Here is a 14,701-nt window from a genome sequence, read left to right on the forward strand (position 1 = left end):
GCCGGCAGTGGCCCGTCGCCTAGTCCGACGGCGACCATCAAATCGGCCTTCGGCAAAACCGTGACGGTGCCGATAAAGGCAAACTAGAGCGGGTTGATCGACGCCCGGTCCATGCAATGTGGATCGGGCGTTTTTCTTTTGTGCAGCGTACTCGCGATTCGGGCCGCCGGTCACCTTTGCGGCGCCACCATCCGGAAGCGGATATTGATCTCGTTGGACACCACACTGTCCGCCCACTCGCCCTCACCGATCTTGAAGTCGTTACGCTTGAGCACCAGTTGGCCCTCGAAGATGCCGATGGCGCTCTCCGATTTGAGCAACACCGGTACACTCACTTCCCGAGTAAGCCCCCGCAGGGAAAGCTTGCCGGTGATGGTGTAGCGGTTATTGCCCAGGGCCTTGATGGACGTCGACTCGAAAGTCGCCACCGGATAAGTCGCCGTGTCGAACCACGCCGGTTTTTGCAGCTCGGTGTTGGCGTCGCTGCTGCCGGCGTCGATGCTGTTCAGGTCGATGGTCAGCGCGGCATGGGCAGCGTCAGGGTTATCCGTGTCGAAGTCCAGTTTGGCCTGGAACTTGCCAAAGGTGCCGTAGGCTCTCGACCCCATCTGCTCATAGGTGAAACTCAAAGTGCTGGCCCTGGCGTTCACATCCTTGTATTCCACGGCTCCGGCAAACGGCACCAGGCCGAACACCAACGTGCCGGCCAGAGCGACGCAACGCGCGGATCGAAGGTTCATGACGCTCTCCGGGAGGGCTCCCGTCTTGAGTTGGCGTGCCGCACAAGTCGGGTGGTATCAGATGGACTAAAGCAAACAACCTGCGTTTATTCCACCTCACCCGTTGATTTGCGACCACCTGCCGCTGGCCGCCAGCGCTACCCGCACTCCCCGCGTTGCCACGCCCGCCGCAACAGGTCAATCACCTCGGCATCCGAGGTTTGGGAAAAATCCATGTACCAATGCCCAATCGACGTGAACCACTCGGGCATCAGCGGGCAGATCAGTTCATCCACCTCGTTGCGCAGCGCCTCCACCGTGTCGATCGGCGCCACCGGCACCGCCACCACGATGCGCGATGGCGCCTGCACCCGCAGAGCCTGGATCGCCGCCCTCATCGAAGCACCGGTGGCCAGCCCGTCGTCGATCAGGATCACCACCTGGTCCTTGAGCTGAACCGGCGGCCGTGTGCCGCGGTAAACCTTCTCGCGGCGCAGCAGCTCGCGAGTTTCCCGTTCGACCACGGCGTCGAACGCAGCGCGATCAATCGGGTGCACCCGCAGCGCCTCTTCATTGAGAATGCGGATACCGCCGCTGGCAATCGCGCCCATGGCGTACTCCGGGTGGGACGGCACACCGAGCTTGCGCACCAGCATCAGGTCCAGGCGAACCTTCAGCGCCGTGGCCACTTCATAGGCCACCGGTACACCGCCACGGGGCAAGGCCAGAACGATGACATCGGCTCGGTGGGCGTAAGGCAACAGCGGCTCAATCAAACGCCGCCCGGCCGCCGGCCGGTCTTGCAGGATGGAATGGGACAAGGGGCTCATGTAAAAACCTCCCCAGGCGAACACGCCTGCTAACTTCAGCCAAACCTGCCTTCTGTAGCCACAGGTTTCGGTGCATAGCATTATCCGCTCCCTTCGTCCCGCCTACACCAACCGCTCAATCTTCTGATGTTGCCACACCAGTTTGTAATACAGCGTCTGCAACACCAGCATCCCCAGATACGCCACCGGAAACGCCATCCACACCCCTTGCAGCCCGAACTTCGCATCCAGCAGATACGCCGCCGGCAACTGCACACCCACCACGCACACAATGGAAATCGCCACCGGCACCATGACCGTGCCGCTGGCCCGCATGATGCCGCCGATGATCGCCTGAAAACCGAACACCAACAGGCTCCAGAGCATGATGTGCAACAGGTGCTCGGCCATGTTAAGTGTCGCCTCCTCAGTGAGGAACGACGCCAGCAACCAGCTCGACAACAAGTACCCGAGCACCACCAGACCACCGGTCAAACACACGTTGATCATCAACCCGGTCCTCAGGATCGGCCCGATGCGCTCAATGCGCCCCGCCCCGATCGCTTGGGCGCCAAGGATCGACGCGGTAATCGCAATCGACAGCGCCGGGAACTGCACGTAATTGACGATCTGCGTCACCGCGCCATACGCCGCCGTCGCCTGGGACCCGTGCTGGTTCACCAGCGCCAGAATCACCAGCTCCGACAGCGACAACACCACCATCTGCAAACCGGTGGGCAACCCGATGCGCAGCACCTTGCCGAGAATCGCCATGTCCAGCTTCATCGCCGCAAAGAACTCGCGATCCGGCGCCAGCGGATGGCCCTTGCCAATCAACCGCCACGCCAGCAACCCCATCGCCACCAGGTTACCCACCAACCCGGCAAACGCCGCACTCTGAATCCCCATCGGCGCAAAACCCAACCACCCACGAATCAACGCCGGCGTCAGCGCCAGCCCGACAATGGTCGACACCACCAGCGCCAACAACGGCGACAAGGTATCGCTCACCCCACGCAACAACTGCGTGAACAACACAAACACCAACAGCGACGGCATGATCCACAACATCACATGGGCATACGCCACCGCATCGTCCAGCACATCCTCCGGCGTCCCCAACCCCACCAACGCCGACCGCGCAAACACACTGCCCACCACTGCCGCCACCAATCCGATCAACACCCCCAACAACAACGTCGCCCCGGCGATGGCCTTCACCAGATGCGTCTCCCGCGCGCCCCACGCCTGTCCGATCAGCACACCCGCACCGGCACCGAGACCGATGACCAGGGCGATGAAGAAAAACACGATGGGGAACATCCCCGACACCGCCGCCAGGGCCTGGGTGCCGAGCATCTGGCCGATGTAGATGCTGTTGACCGTGCCGGACATGGATTGCAGGAAGTTCGACAGGACCATCGGGGCGAGGAACAGCAGATAGGTTTGCCAGAGGGGGCGTTGGGGGTTGGCGGTTTGCATGAGCGAAGGTCCATCTCGACGGCAGGAGCGATGATTGAGGATAGCGTGGGTGGCTGAATCCAAGGGGCCGTGAACATCTCAGGTCTGTGTTTATATTTCCAGCGACGTGATGTGAAAGGTCTGAAGTTTCATCATCAAAGGTCCTACACAAAGCTCGGAATCCTTCACCTTCCCGCGCTGATCTCATCGGGCTTATAGCCGGCGTCGTCGCCCAAATGGCGATTCGGGTTTGGCGACCTGATCGATCGGAATGCAAAGGCGCTGTGCTTTAATGCAGTCGCTTTTGCATGCCCGCAAAGCTGTTTTTATGACAGCTGTGCGCGGGAGACCTTCGGGTCTGCCGGTTTTCCGATCCCGGCTCGCCAACCTGCGTACAGCTGTCACCCATTCGTTTGGCGACGATTAATGAATGGGCGCTGAAGGCGCCCGCTGAATGATTTAACCAATCTGTTGCATCGACCGGTTGAATCCACAGCCGAAAGCTGCGGACCATCAAGGGCCGCTACCGATCTGGAGCAGTCGGCGAACAGAACAATGGCAAATTAGTGGCTATGCTCACCCCAGACATGCCGGCCAAGGTCTGCACACTCGCCAGAGGCGCAGAACGAGGCTGAGGAAATTGAAAGGAACAGAACATCTGGCAAAAGTGATTGCCGACGATCAGTTCTACAATGGAGAGCGAGGAGAATCGTTGCCTGAAACGATGATGTCAAACACAACAAATGAAGATGATTTCGTTTTCTCGCCGAAATGTTAATAGGCTGCTTACGAAAGTAAAAAATTTCACCATGAAATTAGCATCGCCAAATGCATTGCTTAGTGCCAAATAGTTGGTAGCCGCGACACTTAAGACGTTTAGCTTCGGTAGCTATTGCTTGTCTCGGGAGCTTCGCTCAGGAAAACCAGCGTGAATCCGGAACAGAGAAAGAATTTGGCTGATGCTACGTGCGGTGTGTTCTCAGGTTCAAGCGTCGGCACAAAAGGTTAATTGGTTTCCGAATACCGCTTCTATTGGTCAATTTAGAAGGATTTGTTTGGAGATTGTGAAATGGATTCTTTCAGGGATAAAAGCACCGCAAAGCAAGCCATACCCACCAGTTCAAATAAGCCGCGCTCGACCAAATGGCACCGCATGTACTTTTTTCTTGCGGGATTCGACGTATTGGTTGTTGTGCTGAGCGTGCTATTGAATCACCTGATCGTCGATACCTATCACCGCTCCATCAAGGCAAACCAGTCGTGGGTCCAACAGCTGTCGAGCTATTCAACGCTGGGCAGCCTGGCTTCCACAGTCAATGCGCCGGGCAATAATGTGTTCGATACACATAATGTTGAAGCCGAATCGCGGAACATGAATGAAGCCTTGCGCGCCTTCAACGAGCATTTGGCAATGGCCAAAAAACAGTTGGACGCACGGATCGCCAATGAGGCTGAACACAGTGCAGATATACAAGCCTTTACCCTTGCATTGAAGGATGAGGTGGGTGCAATTGATGCCGCGATGGTCGAAATGGTGAACGAGGCCTTGCTGATCTTTTCCTACTTCAGGGAGGGGCAGTCGGATAATGCCGGCAAACGCATGGCAACGATGGACAGGAAGTTTTCCCTGTTGCTCGCCTCACTCAGTACCGTGCGGGATCGCGTCGGCCTGATTCAAAGCAAGCTCCTGGAGGAGGAGCTTGAGTCGGTCGAAGAACTGCGTCGGGTCGAATACGCGATCATGGTGTTCGTGCTACTGATGGTCAGTGCGGCCGTTATCTACGGGGGCAAGATCAGGCGCGAAATGGAGTCGCAAGCAGCCGAAAGGGAAGGTTATCTGGCAGTGCTGCGCGAAAGCGAGAAGCAGGCCCGCCAGCAAGCATCGCTGCTGGACAAGGCCAAGGACGCCATTGTCGTTCACGGGATGGATAACCGCATCCTGTACTGGAACAAAAGTGCCGAGCGTCTCTACGGTCTGTCAAAGGAAGAGGCACTCGGCAAATCGGCACAGGAGTTGATCTACCAGGGTAGCGCCGCTTTCAATGCGGCCACTAACAGCCTGATAGAAACGGGTGACTGGGCGGACGAAGTTACACTTCGACGCCGGGATGGCTGCACCATCACGCTCGAAAGTCATCGAACCCTGGTGCGAGACGATGATGGCCAGCCACAGTCCGTTCTGTCGATCAATACTGACATCACCCACCGTAAGACCGCTGAGCAAGAGGTCCAGCGTTTGGCCTTCTACGATCAGTTGACCGGGTTGGCCAACAGGCGGCTCATGTTGGACCGGTTACAGCATCTACTGGCGGGCAGCTCCCGTAGCCTGCATACGAGCGGGATAATTCTCATTGACCTGGATAACTTCAAGGCACTGAACGACACGCTGGGGCATGACAGAGGCGACATGTTGCTGCAGCAAGTTGCTCTGCGCCTTTGCGACTGCATACGCGAGAGCGACACCGTGGCTCGCCTGGGCGGAGACGAATTCGTCGTCCTGCTGGATGGCCTTAATGAGAATCCTCGAGAAGCAGCTATCCAGGCCAAGGCCATTGGCGAAAAGATTCTCAACTCCCTGAACATTTCCTACCAGTTGGATGGATATGAGCACCACAGCACCCCAAGCCTCGGCATTGCGCTGTTCCAGGGGCAGCTGAGCACCGTGGACGATATTATGAAGCGCGCTGACCTGGCGATGTATCGCGCCAAGGCGGCGGGCCGCAATACCATGCGCTTCTTCGACCCGGAAATGCAGGCGGTTGCCACGGCACGCGCCAGACTGGAAGTAGACTTGCGCCAAGGCTTGCAGGAGAACGAATTCCTTCTTCATTACCAGCCGCAGGTGAATAGTGAGGGCCGTATCATTGGCGCAGAGGCACTGATGAGATGGCAGAATCCTGAGCGCGGAGTCGTGTTTCCAGGCGAGTTCATTCCATTGGCAGAGGAAACGGGGTTGATTCTGCCGTTAGGCCGTTGGGCGCTGAATGCAGCCTGCACTCAGCTGGTTGCCTGGGCAAAGCATTCGGAAACCGCCCGACTGGGTATGGCTGTGAATGTCAGCGCCCGCCAGTTTCACCATCCGGACTTCGTCGAGGAGGTACTGCAAGTACTGAGATACACGGGGGCTGATCCGAAGAAATTGAAACTGGAACTGACCGAAGGCCTGCTGATAGAGGATATGGAAGGTACTGTCGCCAAAATGATCGAGTTGAAAGAGATCGGCATAGGCCTTTCGCTGGATGATTTCGGTACCGGCTACTCGTCACTGTCATACCTGAAGAGCCTTCCGCTGGATCAACTCAAGATCGACCAGTCCTTCATCAGAGATGTGCTGGTTGATCCCAACGACGCCGCCATCGCCTGCGCGATTGTGAGTCTGAGCCAGATATTGGGGCTTTCGGTGATTGCAGAAGGTGTGGAGACAGAAGCCCAGCGCACCTTTCTGGTCAAGCATGGTTGCCAGACCTACCAGGGCTTCCTGTTTTCCCCGCCACTGCCAGCCAAACAATTTGAGGAGTATGTTCACGAAAGATTAATGGCGAGCACTGATTTCCCACGGATCAAGACTAAATCGCCATAACTTCGCAGGCGCCTGGGAACGTCCGGCGCTGGAATATTCAGATTGGAAACGCCCCTGTAGCGAAACAGCCAGCCGCTAGCTATGCGGCCGCACAGTTTCACCCTCGCTGACAGCTACCTGCCAACCATTACCAGTATCGGTGAGGGTGGGACGGACTATCTATAATGAGGAACAAAGGAGACTGATTTATTTTTACACGCACTATCTAAAAAAATCAGTCACCTTTTTCCCTCGAGATTGGTTGTAACACGGTGGTGCTGGCAGACTTTTCCAAGCTGCTGGCCATTCCGTTGCGCGATGGTTGTGAATTGATGGACGTGATTGGACGGAGGTTGCAGGCGGCGGAGTGAATAAGCGGGCGCTGAAGGCGCCCGTTTTATTGCTGGTCCAGAAAGGGTTACCCGTCAGCCTTGGTTTGAGACCGCGAAAAACCAATTAGGCGAAGATACTCAAAAATACCCGTAACAAAGATAAGAGTCGCTGCAACAGCGGCTCAACCTGGGAAACCTTCGATGATTTAAACGACTGGACAAGGAAACCGGACGACCACGAAATGATGGCTACTGTCACCGTTCTCTGGCACCTGCGCTCAGACACTTGGTGCTGTCAATCAAAGGTATATTTGCCTTCGAGCATGAATGCCGGCTCTCTCCAGTTTGGCCCTCTCACAACTCCGCCCCCACTATATTTGATAAAACCGGCATCACACATTTTATGGACAAGGTTCAATAACCCTATGTTGTTCTCCACATGCGCCCAGTTAGCCAGATTATAAAGGCCATCAAGCCGAGGAAAGGAGATGCCTAATTCATTTTTGGTAAGAAATAGAATTACCTCTTCAGGTTTTTCGTTAAGTACGATAGTTGCAATGACGCTCATTATTTTACCCCTCCAAGTTCCTTGTACTCTCGTTCCCTTTGTTTTTCATCCGCTTCTATAGCATCAGGTGTATAGAGCAGTTCAAAAGCATCCTTGACTTTGTAGTCTTCCAGCGTCGCGGCGTGAGTGTTGTTCCAAACAACATCGTCATCCGAGTTTACACCGTCAGCTACACCTAATGCTCTGAAACGTTCGAGTTCTCTGATTTCATGAGTATAGAAGCGTTTGTCCACATCTGTGATTACCAATTTACCCAACAGAATTTTTTTCAAGCGATCAATCATGATGGCATTGGCATCCGAGGGACTGAAGCGTCCCGTATGCAATTTGACCAGATCAATACCCGCTTGGGTCACGGTAGCATTTGTCCAATCGAGATCAAGGATTGAGGAACAAAGGAGACTGATTTATTTTTACACGCACTATCTAAAAAAATCAGTCACCTTTTTCCCTCGAGATTGGTTGTAACACGGTGGTGCTGGCAGACTTTTCCAAGCTGCTGGCCATTCCGTTGCGCGATGGTTGTGAATTGATGGACGTGATTGGACGGAGGTTGCAGGCGGCGGAGTGAATAAGCGGGCGCTGAAGGCGCCCGTTTTATTGCTGGTCCAGAAAGGGTTACCCGTCAGCCTTGGTTTGAGACCGCGAAAAACCAATTAGGCGAAGATACTCAAAAATACCCGTAACAAAGATAAGAGTCGCTGCGACAGCGGCTCAACCAGGGAAACCTTCGATGATTTAAACAACTGGACAAGGGAACCGGACGACCAAGAAATGATGGCTACTGTCACCGGTCTCTGGCACCTGCGTTCAGGCACTTGGTGCTGTCAATCAAAGGTATATTTGCCTTCGAGCATGAATGCCGGCTCTCTCCAGTTGGGCCCTCTCACAACTCTGAGCCCATTATTTTTTATAAAACCGGCATCACACATTCTCTTGACAAGATTCAATAGCCCTATGTTGTTCTCCACATGCGCCCAGTTAGCCCGATTATAAAGACCATCAAGCTGAGGAAAGGAAATACCTAATTGATTTTTGGTTACAAACAGAATTACCTCTTCAGGTTTTTCGTTAAGTACGATGGTTGCAATGACGCTCATTATTTTACCCCTCCAAGTTCCTTGTACTCTCGTTCCCTTTGTTTTTCACCCGCTTCTATAGCATCAGGTGTATAGAGCAGTTCAAAAGCATCCTTGACTTTGTAGTCCTCCAGTGTCGCGGCGTGAGTGTTGTTCCAAATAACACCGTCGTCATTCGGGTCTACACCGTCAACCACACCTAATGCTCTGAAACGTCCCGTATGTAATTTGACCAGATCAATACCCGCTTGAGTCACGGTAGCACTTGTCCAATCGAGATCGAGTATTGGGCCTCCGGCTTTGGCGGGATTGAAAAATCGACCGCTGTATTTTCCCCTTGTGGTTGCTCCTTTATAAGGACTATTAAAAACAACGTAGATTGGCGGCAGGCCGCTTTCAATCGGAAAGCAGTAAATGCAATCCCTGAAATCAGGCAATTCGGACGCGGGTAAGGTTTCAGGCTGCACAAGCAATGGCGACAGAGTAACTCCAGTGTAAGTCGGTACTTGTGCAGGTCGGGCAGGCGAAGTTGTCGAGTTGCTTCCCAAGTGAATAATGGGAAAACTGAGGATACTGGGCGGCGTATCGTTTGACGTGAAACTGTAGCTGCTGGTCGTTGGATCGAACACCAATGCTCGCACTGGCACTTTTGCCGAGACACTCCCTCCAGCTGGGGTTGCAACGAGTGTGTATTGGTTAAGGTCGCCAAAAATCCTATAAGGAAGGTCAATGGTTCCTTCGGTAGCGGCGATTTCATTCAGGTTTGACGGCAGCTTTGGTAAAAAAGTGGTACCGGGTAGTTTGAGAGCTGTTTGAGGAAAGCGTTCGCCGTTAGCAAGAGCAGGTGAATAGAACAAGGCTCCGATCCCAACAGCAGTGGCCCGACTGATTAGTGCTTCCCCCAACCCTGCCAATAACTTTATGCCTTTATCGATCACTAACCCGAAGGTCCAACCGTCGGCGAAATGGATGGCAATGGCACCGGCCACAGTTCCTGCCTCTACGCCATGACCAATGGGCAACCTGTAGGTGTAAGCGACTTCGCCCCTTGCCAAGGCGCGATGGATTTCAGCGTCTGCAGTTGCGGAAGCGTCCTCCAAAATGCGAACGGCCTCGATTAGAATTCGTTTAACGTAGGCGGCAGTTAGTGATAACAGGAATTCTTCATAAAAACTTAGTCGTACTTCATCATCATCTTTTTCTGACTCCACATTACCTGCCCAAATCTCGGCAATTGTTTCTCTGTCTAGCGACAATGCGTCCACGCCAAAATACAATATTGCATCGCTCCAACTTCCGTGCATTGTAACCCTTTGCAAAAGCTCAACGATGATCACTTTCTTTTTCAAGGCAGCTTCCAGCGCATTTAATTTTTGGGAGTCAATGCCTGCGGCCATGCGTTTCTCTAGATAACCTCGAATATTCGGTGCACCACCCGAAAAAACATTCGTTATCTGATCGTGCACCGAAAGAAATATCGCCACTAATTGTTGGTATTCGTTTCTGGTTTTTTGACGCCCTCAATACTATACGGCGTAGTAACCGCCGGGACAGCCCCATCCCAAAACAAAATACTTTCGAAACTTGAAGGAAAAGCCCAGGCTTCCGTAGCTTGAACCGGCTGAGACCCAGACGTCATTAAAGGTGAATGATGAGCAACTGGCTTTTGCATATAGCACTCAATGCGACAATATTAATTCCATAAAATAAGCAGAACAAAAGTTATGCCGCAACAACCCATCAATTTCAACGCTTCAATATTGACTGCATACGTCGCGCGCAAAAGTTTGAATCAAGCCCAAACAATCTCTGCGGACTCCAGCAAAACCCTCACAGCAAGACGCCAATTCAATCTGCATATACGGGCTACTAAAACAAAAGAACTGATTTATTTTTACGATGCCCTGCAAGCAATGGCTGACTGGCGTGTTCGGACGACCACGCAGGTGCTGGAAAACATCGCCTACCGATCCGAGCTCGGTTGCGACACTGTGGTGTTGTCGGTTTTTTCCAAGTTGCTGGCGGTTGCGGGCGCAGGCCAGAGAATGACTACATAGGGGCGCCGAAGGGGTCTGTGTTCTTCTTTCTGTCTATTTCGAAGTCAGTCGAGGATGGCATGCAATACTGGATTCAATTCGTGTAAAGCAACAACACGCCCGCAGAGATCGGAGGAAGGGCAAAAGACTAAATCAGTCGGATCACAACGACGACGACGATAAAGGTTGCCAGTGCCAGCGCCGCACCGATGCTGAACGGCACCACGGCAGAGCGGATCGCGTTCGGGGCGGGACTACGCATATCTTCGGCAAAAGCTGCGACGTCGCGGTGCAGTTGTTCAATGCTGGATTGATTCGTATGTTGTGTGGACATGCTGCTACTTCCTGTGCGGGTCACTAGTCGTGTCTGCTGTGGCGAGGGCAAATGCTCAAAACTTCGCCCAAAGGCTGACAGCTGAGACAATAGCGGGTAACCACTGCTGAATATGTAGGCAAAATCCGAGAATTGCGTGAGGGATCAATGGGGTCAAAAAAAGTAAAGTCGATTGCTCAAAACAGCCTCCCCAAGCGCCAAACAACCCAGCCCACAGTCAATTAGCTAAACTTCATCAGTAACCCACTTCGCGAATCCCTGAAAATTCAGGAGGCGAACCATGAGCAAACAACCGCAACCCCAAAGCCGCTCCAACCCCCAACCCAGATCCCGCCCGCTGGTGCCGAACCTGCCGAGCAAAAACGGCAACAAGTCCGGTGGTTTGCGCGGTAACTATCCGCCGAAGAAGTCGTAATTGCCTCAGGTGTACGACAGGCTTTGCAACGGAGTCTGTCGCACTCCCCCGTCACTTCAGCATTACTTGCCTCTATATCGGACATTGTTTTCCATGAGCGACGTCGTAGCCGCCTAGAATAATGGCCAAAGGCTACGCTCTCCACGGCGTCTCAAATACAGCTCGACCATGCCGCCAACAGATTCGCATCCCTGACTCTGAAAACGACTGCCCCCCTTAACGTACCCAAGCCTTCGCGATGTCCCGTGTTGCCATAAACCCTGCTTTTTTCTGGCTCATTTACATGGAGTAAGCGTACATGCCCTTCCCCCCTCGGTTCCTCGACCACTACCGCAAAGCCGACCGCATCATGCTGGGCCTGATCTGGCTGATGTTCGTTTTCGCGGTGGGCCTGGCGTTCTGGCACGACACGTTCAGGCAGGCGTTGCTGGTGGGTGGTGGTACCAGTGTGCTGTTGACGCTGTTGTATCGCGCCATCGGCGGGTCGCGGTGGATGCGCTGTTTGCTGGGCGTTGGCCTGATGGTGATGGCGGCGTTGCATATCAATCAGGCCGAGGGTGTCATTGAGTCGCACTTCGGGATTTTTGCGTTGTTGGCGGTGTTGACGTTTTATCGGGACTGGCTGCCGATTCTGGTGGCGGCGGTGACGATTGCGCTGCATCACGTGGTGTTTCATGCGCTGCAGCATCAGGGTTTTCCGGTGTTTGTGATGGCCCATCACGGTGGCTGGACGATGGTGTTCGTTCACGCTTTTTATGTGGTGATGGAGACGGTCGCGCTGCTCTATCTGGCGATGCACAGCCAGGCCGATGCGGTGGAGAGCCAGGACATGCTGGACAAGATGCTGGCGACCACGTCCCAGTTCACCGCGGGTGCCGGCCAAGGTGACAAGGCTCGGGTGCATGTGTCGCTGGCCCAGCGCTTCGATCAGTTTTTGACGCAGATCACCGCCTTGGTGGACGGGGTGGTGCGTGACTCTCAGGGTTTGGGTCAGTTGGGCCAGGAGTTGGCCAAGGCCAGCAACACGCTGGAGAAAGGCGCCAAGCATCAGTTGACGGAAATCGCGCAGATGACCGGGTCGATGCAGCGCATGGGTGATGCGATGGAGCACATCGTGGTGCATGTCGAGCATGCCGTTGCCCATGCCGGCCAAGCCAGCGCGCAAGTCACCCGCGGCCAGGAAAGCGTGAACCGTGCGCGGCAGGAAATCACTCAACTGGCCTCACGCCTGGAAGGCACCAACCAGACCGTGCAGGTACTGGCCGGGCAGGCGCAGCAGATCGGTACGGTGCTGGAGGTGATCAGCAGCATTGCCGAGCAAACCAACTTGCTGGCGCTCAACGCGGCGATTGAAGCGGCGCGCGCCGGCGAGCAAGGCCGGGGCTTTGCGGTGGTGGCCGATGAGGTGCGCAGCCTGGCGCAGCGCACGGCGGTGTCCACCAAGGAAATCCGCACCATCATCGAGGCCTTGCAACAAGGCAGCCGCAAAGCCGTGGAGGCCATGCAGGACAGCCGCGAAGGTGTAGTGCGCTGCGTAGAGGACAGTCAGGTGGCCGCAGCGATGTTGCAGGCCGTCGGCAGCGACATCTCGCAGATCGATGAGCTCAATGGGCGGATCGCCACGACGACCCGCGAACAGTCCTCGGCGAGTTTCGAGATTGTCGGGCGCTTGCAGTCGGTGCAGAGCATTGCGCAAAACACGGCGGATGATGTGGAGACACTGGCGCTGAGCAGTCGGCGCTTGCCGCCCATTGCGACCCGTCTGGATGCGTTGGGGCGGACGTTTCATCAGTGATGGTCGACGGGAGAAGTTTTCCGTTGATCGATCAGAATTGCTCTACAGACCCTATAAACCTATCATTGAGTCTATGGACTCAAGATAGGTATTGATCATGGCCGTCCCCCTGCAACCCCAATCCTTCAGCAAAAACCAATGCGTCACCGGCCTGCGTGCCGCCGTGAGCATTCTGGAAAAGTGGAAGGCCACCAGTGATCAGGCCTGTCGCATCCTGCGTATTTCCCGCAGCACCTACACCCGCGCCCGGCAGCGAGACCCGGACTGGGCGGTGGCGCTGGATGCGGACCAGATGCAGCGCATCAGTTTTGTGTTGAACATTCACGCGACGTTGCGGCTGGTGTTCGACAACCCGGGTAACGTGTACGGCTTTGCCACGATGGCCAATGACAACGAGTTTTTCAACGGGCGTTCACCGCTGGAGATCATGGCCCAGGGCGACATGATTTCGCTGTACGAAACCTTCCGCCGCATCGACATGCTGCGGGGTGCGCAATGGTGATGGCGAGTGAGCTGGCGGTGTTTGCCGGTCAGTCGTTGCAGGCTTATCGCCTGGTCAATTCGAAGTTTCCGCCCATTGCGTTGTTTGATGATGTGGCGGATGCGGCCGAGTTCGAGGTGTTGTTCGAGATTCAGGCTCTGACCAATCCGCGATTGAAGAATGAGGTGGGTCAGTTGGAGTTGATTGCGCGCAGCGAGATCCCGTTCGGCATTCCGGGTTGCTCCTACGCCATTGCGCCGTTTACCCACGTCAACCCGGCGGGCTCGCGTTTCAGTGATGGCCGTTTTGGTGTGTTGTACCTGGCAGAGTCGATGGAAGCGGCGCTGGCCGAAGTGCGGCATCACCAGGCGCTGTATTGGTCGAGGGTGCCGAGCCTGAACTATGAGCGCTTTGTGTTTCGTGGACTGGCCTGTGCATTTGGCGATGGCGGGATGAAGGACGCCACAGCCCTGCCGATGAGCGATCCGGTGTATGCGCCGGACGACTACGGCCACTCCCGTGTGTTGGGGCAGGCGGTGCGCGATGCCGGTTGCCCCGGTTTGCGTTATCACTCGGTGCGGATGCCGGGCAGTCATTGCTGGGCGTTGATGACGCCGAGGCCGGTTTCGTCGATTGTGCAGACGGCGCACTATGAGATGGTGTGGAATGGACAGATCACCAGTGTCAGTCAGATCAGTGAGGCTTGAGCCCCGTTGTCAGGCACATGAAAACCTGTGGGATCTGCAATCCATTGACTGCATCGATAGTCACCATCATTTCAATGAAGTTCTCTTAAAAAATCCCCGGCGTAACATCTGCTCCATACCAACCCATAAGCACCCCGGAGCACACCATCATGAAACGCCAGACCCTGCTCAGCATCGCTTTCTCGGTTTTCGCAGTTAACGCTTTCGCCGCAAACTCTGCTCAACCTGTGGTCGCTGAAGGCGGCTCGGATCGCCTGATCGAAAACCGCGTTGCCGAAGGTGGTTCCGACAAACTGCTGCAAAACCGCGTCGCCGAAGGTGGTTCGGATCGTCTGATCGAAAGCCGCGCTGTCTGAATGCAGTGTTGACCGCAGGACTCAACGAAAAGCCCGGTCTCAACAGCCGG

13 protein-coding genes and 2 pseudogenes are annotated in these 14,701 nt (G+C 55.0%); 7 read left to right on the forward strand and 8 right to left on the reverse strand.

Annotated elements, in window-relative coordinates; genetic code table 11:
- Positions 1 to 170: 170 nt before the first annotated feature.
- From AC3WTM_RS17855 to AC3WTM_RS17865, 3 genes are all read right to left on the reverse strand, one after another.
- On the reverse strand, positions 171 to 740 hold the full coding sequence (locus AC3WTM_RS17855; RefSeq protein WP_102670464.1) for a YceI family protein: 570 nt from the start codon (positions 738 to 740) through the stop codon (positions 171 to 173).
- A 137-nt stretch (positions 741 to 877) separates the two neighbouring features.
- Positions 878 to 1,549 carry a phosphoribosyltransferase gene (locus AC3WTM_RS17860; RefSeq protein WP_102670465.1) on the reverse strand — a complete coding sequence of 224 codons (672 nt, stop codon included), beginning with the start codon at positions 1,547 to 1,549 and terminating at the stop codon, positions 878 to 880.
- A 102-nt stretch (positions 1,550 to 1,651) separates the two neighbouring features.
- Positions 1,652 to 3,010 carry an MATE family efflux transporter gene (locus tag AC3WTM_RS17865; RefSeq protein ID WP_102670466.1) on the reverse strand — a complete coding sequence of 453 codons (1,359 nt, stop codon included), beginning with the start codon at positions 3,008 to 3,010 and terminating at the stop codon, positions 1,652 to 1,654.
- A gap of 1,048 nt (positions 3,011 to 4,058) precedes the next feature.
- Between AC3WTM_RS17865 and AC3WTM_RS17870 the strand changes: the two genes are divergently transcribed.
- Positions 4,059 to 6,569 (forward strand): putative bifunctional diguanylate cyclase/phosphodiesterase, encoded by a 2,511-nt coding sequence (locus AC3WTM_RS17870; RefSeq protein WP_102685609.1) that lies wholly within the window; start codon positions 4,059 to 4,061, stop codon positions 6,567 to 6,569.
- Positions 6,570 to 7,175: 606 nt separating this feature from the next.
- Here the strand turns inward: AC3WTM_RS17870 and AC3WTM_RS17875 are convergent.
- The 4 genes and pseudogenes from AC3WTM_RS17875 to AC3WTM_RS17890 form a co-directional block, all read right to left on the reverse strand.
- On the reverse strand, positions 7,176 to 7,448 hold the full coding sequence (locus AC3WTM_RS17875) for a hypothetical protein (RefSeq protein ID WP_102670468.1): 273 nt from the start codon (positions 7,446 to 7,448) through the stop codon (positions 7,176 to 7,178).
- Positions 7,448 to 7,828, reverse strand: a pseudogene (locus AC3WTM_RS17880) (S-type pyocin domain-containing protein); the annotation flags it as partial. The pseudogene AC3WTM_RS17880 and the gene AC3WTM_RS17875, both read right to left, overlap by 1 nt.
- 447 nt (positions 7,829 to 8,275) lie before the next feature.
- Positions 8,276 to 8,548 carry a hypothetical protein gene (locus tag AC3WTM_RS17885; RefSeq protein ID WP_102670469.1) on the reverse strand — a complete coding sequence of 91 codons (273 nt, stop codon included), beginning with the start codon at positions 8,546 to 8,548 and terminating at the stop codon, positions 8,276 to 8,278.
- Positions 8,548 to 9,924, reverse strand: coding sequence for an S-type pyocin domain-containing protein (locus AC3WTM_RS17890; RefSeq protein WP_256586136.1), 1,377 nt, complete (start codon positions 9,922 to 9,924; stop codon positions 8,548 to 8,550). Before AC3WTM_RS17890 ends, AC3WTM_RS17885 begins: the two co-directional genes overlap by 1 nt.
- A gap of 327 nt (positions 9,925 to 10,251) precedes the next feature.
- Here AC3WTM_RS17890 and AC3WTM_RS17895 point away from each other — a divergent pair, with 327 nt between their 5' ends.
- Positions 10,252 to 10,584 (forward strand): hypothetical protein, encoded by a 333-nt coding sequence (locus AC3WTM_RS17895; protein ID WP_102670470.1) that lies wholly within the window; start codon positions 10,252 to 10,254, stop codon positions 10,582 to 10,584.
- Between the two features lie 127 nt (positions 10,585 to 10,711).
- On the opposite strand, the gene AC3WTM_RS17900 is transcribed toward AC3WTM_RS17895, so the two are convergent.
- The gene (locus tag AC3WTM_RS17900; protein ID WP_102670471.1) at positions 10,712 to 10,897 is read right to left on the reverse strand and encodes a hypothetical protein; all 186 of its coding nucleotides are present in this window, start codon (positions 10,895 to 10,897) and stop codon (positions 10,712 to 10,714) included.
- 280 nt (positions 10,898 to 11,177) lie between these two features.
- On the opposite strand from AC3WTM_RS17900, the gene AC3WTM_RS17905 reads away from it, so the two are divergent.
- The 5 genes and pseudogenes from AC3WTM_RS17905 to AC3WTM_RS17925 form a co-directional block, all read left to right on the forward strand.
- A complete protein-coding gene (locus AC3WTM_RS17905) occupies positions 11,178 to 11,312 on the forward strand; it encodes a hypothetical protein (RefSeq protein ID WP_256588585.1) in 135 nt (44 codons plus the stop codon).
- 298 nt (positions 11,313 to 11,610) lie between these two features.
- A complete protein-coding gene (locus AC3WTM_RS17910; protein ID WP_102670472.1) occupies positions 11,611 to 13,107 on the forward strand; it encodes a methyl-accepting chemotaxis protein in 1,497 nt (498 codons plus the stop codon).
- Positions 13,108 to 13,204: 97 nt separating this feature from the next.
- A complete protein-coding gene (locus AC3WTM_RS17915) occupies positions 13,205 to 13,609 on the forward strand; it encodes an antitoxin Xre-like helix-turn-helix domain-containing protein (RefSeq protein WP_102670473.1) in 405 nt (134 codons plus the stop codon).
- Positions 13,603 to 14,295 carry an RES family NAD+ phosphorylase gene (locus tag AC3WTM_RS17920; protein WP_102670474.1) on the forward strand — a complete coding sequence of 231 codons (693 nt, stop codon included), beginning with the start codon at positions 13,603 to 13,605 and terminating at the stop codon, positions 14,293 to 14,295. Before AC3WTM_RS17915 ends, AC3WTM_RS17920 begins: the two co-directional genes overlap by 7 nt.
- Before the next feature lie 149 nt (positions 14,296 to 14,444).
- Positions 14,445 to 14,642 (forward strand): annotated as a pseudogene (locus AC3WTM_RS17925) (hypothetical protein); the annotation flags it as partial.
- Positions 14,643 to 14,701 lie beyond the last annotated feature (59 nt).

The sequence above is a fragment of the Pseudomonas sp. EU05-FHT14B02 genome, from assembly GCF_058791055.1.

What these genes read in the sequence shown, in the direction of transcription:
- AC3WTM_RS17885 (WP_102670469.1), bottom strand. Translation starts at nt 8,548, where the DNA reads ATGAGCGTCATTGCAACCATCGTACTTAACGAAAAACCTGAAGAGGTA.
- AC3WTM_RS17900 (WP_102670471.1), bottom strand. Translation starts at nt 10,897, where the DNA reads ATGTCCACACAACATACGAATCAATCCAGCATTGAACAACTGCACCGC.
- AC3WTM_RS17870 (WP_102685609.1), top strand. Translation starts at nt 4,059, where the DNA reads ATGGATTCTTTCAGGGATAAAAGCACCGCAAAGCAAGCCATACCCACC.
- AC3WTM_RS17875 (WP_102670468.1), bottom strand. Translation starts at nt 7,448, where the DNA reads ATGAGCGTCATTGCAACTATCGTACTTAACGAAAAACCTGAAGAGGTA.
- AC3WTM_RS17855 (WP_102670464.1), bottom strand. Translation starts at nt 740, where the DNA reads ATGAACCTTCGATCCGCGCGTTGCGTCGCTCTGGCCGGCACGTTGGTG.
- AC3WTM_RS17920 (WP_102670474.1), top strand. Translation starts at nt 13,603, where the DNA reads ATGGTGATGGCGAGTGAGCTGGCGGTGTTTGCCGGTCAGTCGTTGCAG.
- AC3WTM_RS17895 (WP_102670470.1), top strand. Translation starts at nt 10,252, where the DNA reads ATGCCGCAACAACCCATCAATTTCAACGCTTCAATATTGACTGCATAC.
- AC3WTM_RS17865 (WP_102670466.1), bottom strand. Translation starts at nt 3,010, where the DNA reads ATGCAAACCGCCAACCCCCAACGCCCCCTCTGGCAAACCTATCTGCTG.
- AC3WTM_RS17860 (WP_102670465.1), bottom strand. Translation starts at nt 1,549, where the DNA reads ATGAGCCCCTTGTCCCATTCCATCCTGCAAGACCGGCCGGCGGCCGGG.
- AC3WTM_RS17915 (WP_102670473.1), top strand. Translation starts at nt 13,205, where the DNA reads ATGGCCGTCCCCCTGCAACCCCAATCCTTCAGCAAAAACCAATGCGTC.
- AC3WTM_RS17910 (WP_102670472.1), top strand. Translation starts at nt 11,611, where the DNA reads ATGCCCTTCCCCCCTCGGTTCCTCGACCACTACCGCAAAGCCGACCGC.
- AC3WTM_RS17890 (WP_256586136.1), bottom strand. Translation starts at nt 9,924, where the DNA reads ATGGCCGCAGGCATTGACTCCCAAAAATTAAATGCGCTGGAAGCTGCC.
- AC3WTM_RS17905 (WP_256588585.1), top strand. Translation starts at nt 11,178, where the DNA reads ATGAGCAAACAACCGCAACCCCAAAGCCGCTCCAACCCCCAACCCAGA.